Source organism: Clostridium sp. (assembly GCF_016650095.1).
In the GTDB taxonomy this organism is placed as follows: domain Bacteria; phylum Bacillota; class Clostridia; order Clostridiales; family Clostridiaceae; genus Clostridium_AD.
Map to the genome: position 1 here is coordinate 1 of NZ_JAENWL010000322.1, position 4,390 is coordinate 4,390.

Annotated in this window: 3 protein-coding genes; 1 reads left to right on the forward strand and 2 read right to left on the reverse strand. The window is 32.5% G+C overall.

The window, feature by feature from the left end; translation table 11 throughout:
• The first annotated feature begins 423 nt into the window (after positions 1-423).
• A complete protein-coding gene (locus JJE11_RS15365) occupies positions 424-2,079 on the forward strand; it encodes an oleate hydratase (RefSeq protein WP_291637181.1) in 1,656 nt (551 codons plus the stop codon).
• Between the two features lie 75 nt (positions 2,080-2,154).
• Here JJE11_RS15365 and JJE11_RS15370 read toward each other — a convergent pair whose 3' ends face one another.
• Both JJE11_RS15370 and JJE11_RS15375 read right to left on the reverse strand, forming a co-directional pair.
• Positions 2,155-2,796 (reverse strand): cyclase family protein, encoded by a 642-nt coding sequence (locus JJE11_RS15370; RefSeq protein WP_291637183.1) that lies wholly within the window; start codon positions 2,794-2,796, stop codon positions 2,155-2,157.
• 24 nt (positions 2,797-2,820) lie between these two features.
• Positions 2,821-4,269, reverse strand: a complete 1,449-nt coding sequence (locus JJE11_RS15375; protein ID WP_291637185.1) for a DEAD/DEAH box helicase — start codon at positions 4,267-4,269, stop codon at positions 2,821-2,823.
• Positions 4,270-4,390: the final 121 nt, after the last annotated feature.

Genomic DNA, 4,390 nt, shown 5'->3' on the forward strand with positions numbered 1-4,390 from the left:
TCATAAGAGGTAAAATAGATACACAAATAGAAAAGTCAAAGCACGAAGGATATTTACAGACATTCGTAGGAACCGGTGAAGTTTGGATCGCACCTACTAAAAAAAATAGACCAATGAACGTATAGTCCACATTTTAAAACAACCCCTACTGCATGAGGGTACATGCTGTAGGGGGTGAAACTTTAGAGTTAAATCCACTATTTTTTTTCTACAAAGATATACACTTTGTGATATATGTATGTTTTTCATACAGTTTTGCAAAATTGATTATATAAAATCCTTTTGTTTAGAATTATATTATATATATAGCAAGTTATTGTAGGTGCATGTAAGTGCTTGCAAGTGAATGCAAGTGGTTAACTTACTAAATACAAAATTATGCTATAGGCTTATAGCATAATTTTTCTAAATGGAGGATTTAAAATGAGATTTAATTTTGATCAAACTATTGATGTAGAAAAAACAAATGCTTATATGGTTGGTGCTGGACTTGCATCACTATCGGCTGCGGTATTTTTAATTAGAGATGGACATGTTCCAGGAAAAAATATTCATATATATGAAGAATTAAACGTAACAGGTGGAAGTATGGATGGAAATGGTAATGCTGAGGATGGTTATGTAATCCGTGGTGGGAGAATGTTTGATAGAGAAGCTTATGCTTGTACTTTTGGAATAATGGAAAGTATTCCTTCATTAACTGATCCTAAAATTTCAATACTTGATGAATTTAATGCTTTCAATAAAAAAATTCATACTCATGCAAAAGCTAGATTAATAGATAACGAAGCTAAAATAACTGATGTATCATCTTTGGGATTGGTTCGCGCGGATAGATTAGCATTAATGGATATAATGATTAATCCAGAAGATTCACTTGGCACAAAAAGTATTAAAGAGTGTTTCCCAGAATCATTTTTTAAATCAAATTTCTGGCTTCAATGGACTACGCTCTTTGCATTTGAGACTTGGCACAGTGCTGTAGAACTTAAGAGATATCTGCATAGATTTATCCAAGAGTTACCACGTTTAAGTGATTTATCTGGAATACGTCGTACGCCATACAATCAATATGATTCAATGTTATTACCTATGACAAAATGGTTAGAAGCACAAGGTGTTAATTTTGAATTGGACTGCAGAGTAACTGATTTTGAATTTGAGCCATCAAATACTGAAACTACAGTTACGGCATTCAAGTGTATTAAAAATGGAAAAGAAACTAGAATAGAGCTTTCGAAGGGAGATCTTGCTTTTGCTACTATTGGTTCGTTAACAGCTGGGACAAGTCTTGGATCAATGACTACAGCGCCAGTAATTAATGACAAACATGTGGGCGGAACGTGGGATCTTTGGGAAAAAATCGCTGAGGGTCGTCCTGAGTTTGGTAAGCCTCAGGTTTTCGATGAACGCGTTGAGCAGTCGATGTGGGAGTCCTTTACAGTTACTCTTAAAGACCCAACAATGTATAAAAGAATAATAGAATTCTCAGGAAATCAGCCAGGAACTGGGGCTCATATGACATTTAGAGATTCTGCATGGCTCATGACAATAGTGCTGCATAATCAACCACATTTTCTTAGTCAACCTGATAATATAGAAATTATATGGGGCTATTCATTATTCCCATATGCAAAAGGTGATTTTATAAAGAAAAGAATGGTGGATTGCACTGGAGAGGAAATATTAGCTGAGGTATTATATCATCTAAACTTTAGAGAAGATATGGATAAGATTCTTAAAACATCTATTTGTATACCATGTATATTACCTTTTACAACAGCACAATTTTTAACTAGAGCAAAGGGTGATAGACCTCAAAATATTCCAGAAGGTTCAACTAACTTAGCATTACTTGGACAGTTCTGTGAAATAGAAGATGATGTCGTATTTACTATGGATTATTCTGTAAGAGGCGCGCAAATCGCTGTGTATAAATTCCTAGATTTAAATAAAAGACTTACCCCTATTTATAAAGGACAACACGATATTCGTGTATTAATTAATGGTGCCCTTGAAATGATGAAGGATGACAATCTAAGTAAGGAATTAGCTGCAATAAAATCTTTGTTAAAATAATTCAAATAATATGAAAAAGGTCATAAGCTTTAAATAAAAGCTTATGACCTTTTTAAGCATTTTGCCTTAAGTTTGCTACATATTTTCTATGGAAATGGCTCGTACTGGTGAACCATCAGCATTTTCATTTTTTAGTGGCATAATACTTAAAATAAAATATTCATTGTTAATAGAGTCTAAATTTGTTAGGTTCTCAATAATTAAGATGTTCTTTGGCATTAATATTTTATGCACTGCAAATGTGGTTGAATCCATATCATCAATTGAAATTGCATCAATCCCAATGCCTTTTAAATTAAAATTTGATAGCCATTTAGCTGATTCTACGCTTAAAGAAGGAAAACCTTCATAATACTTTTTATCTCCCCAGTATTTACTCCATCCTGTTTTTATTATAATGAATTCAACACTTTTTATTTTTTTCTCAAAGGGCTTTAGATTTTCAATATTTATTAATTCTATCTTTTCTTTTGAAAAATCCAGAATGATAGCATTTCCAATAAAATGTTCTATATCTAAATTATCTAAATAAGGACCATCACTGAGCATATGTGCAGGGGCATCTATATGCGTACCAGTATGTGAGTACATAGTGATTTTTGCCTCTTGAAAGCCATCCCTTTCCAATGTATTTGCTTTTTCAAAAATTGGCTGTTCAGTTCCTGGAAAAACGGGCATATTCGGATAAATAGTATGTGTTAAATCGGTAACTCTCATAATGACCCTCCCATAATATTCTTTTTATTCATATATTACTTTACTTACGCTACGAAGTCTACCTTTGATAGGTGTCTTTTGTAATTCATCAAACACTAACTCACCTTTATTATTTAATATTTCTACAAAGGTGGATATATCAATTATATTGATAATTCCTATATCATCTTTTGTCATACCTTCAATACTACAAAGGGTACCTACGATATCTACCGCCCTCATCTTTGTTTTTTTACCTGCATTAATATGTAATTTCATAATTTCTTTGCTGAGCTCAGCGCCTTTTGCTTCTTTAATTTCAGGGACTGTATTCATTTTGACCTCAAATTCTTCTATGGAATCATTCACGATTTCGGATTCCGGGCTTTCTTTTAAAAGAATCTCTTTACCAATATAATGCTGTATATCATCTAAAAACCTAGACTCGTTTTTTGTAGCGAAAGTAATTGCTTTACCCATCTTTCCTATGCGTCCAGTTCTTCCTATCCTATGAACATAACTTTCCTTATCGTAAGGTATATCATAATTAATTACAAGGCTGATATTATCTATGTCTATCCCTCTAGCTGCAACATCTGTAGCTACAAGATACCTAAAAAGACCTTGTTTAAAATCATTCATTACTTTTAACCTATCACTTTGTTCCATTCCACCATGTATTTTCCTACAAGTATATTCGACCTTTGAAAGTTGATTATAAACTGAATCTACCTTTACTTTTGTATTGCAGAATATTATACAGCTATCAGGGTTTTCTATTGTAGTTATATCTCTTAAAAGTTTTATTTTACCTTGTTCATTTACGTTATATCGTTCTTGACATATATTATCTGCCGTTTTATTTTGGTCCTCTATTTCTATGTATATAGGATCTTTCATGTAATTTTGTCGAAGTGTCTCTATGTCTCTAGGCATTGTGGCTGACAATAACATAGTCAAGCGCTGCTTTGGCAAGCTGTTTATTATTGTTTCTATCTGCTCTACGAATCCCATATTAAGCATTTCATCAGCTTCATCTATTACAAGATATTTTATATTTGATGTATCAAATGTACCTTTATCTAAATGATCTATAATGCGACCAGGTGTACCAACTACTACATGGGTCTTTTGTTTAAGCTCCTTTTTTTGATCATAAAAAGGGGACTGTCCATAAACTGCAGCTACTTTAAGTCTTTTAAATCTACCTATGTTAAAAATATCTTCTTTGACTTGAATAGTAAGTTCTCTTGTTGGTGTAAGCACTAATGCTTGAGGTTTATTTTCTTCCCAATCCACTAATTCGCAAATAGGAATGGCATATGCTGCAGTCTTGCCGCTTCCAGTTTGGGACTTTACTACTACATCCTTTTGTGCTAGCACAGCAGGTATAACTTGCTTTTGGACTTTTGTTAAGTCTTTGAATTTTAACATACTTATTGCTTTTAATAATTCACTGCTTAAATTATAATCACTAAAGTTTTCTTTTATCATTTGATCATCTCCTAATGCACATACTAACCTTTTTATTATATCACATCCATGAATTTTAACGTAAATGGTACAAATATCTCTTCTATTGTAAAAACTTTTAATTGACAATATATAACACAAA

Excerpts from the sequence above, each read along its gene's own strand:
- JJE11_RS15365 (WP_291637181.1), top strand. The coding sequence starts at position 424 with ATGAGATTTAATTTTGATCAAACTATTGATGTAGAAAAAACAAATGCT.
- JJE11_RS15370 (WP_291637183.1), bottom strand. The coding sequence starts at position 2,796 with ATGAGAGTTACCGATTTAACACATACTATTTATCCGAATATGCCCGTT.
- JJE11_RS15375 (WP_291637185.1), bottom strand. The coding sequence starts at position 4,269 with ATGATAAAAGAAAACTTTAGTGATTATAATTTAAGCAGTGAATTATTA.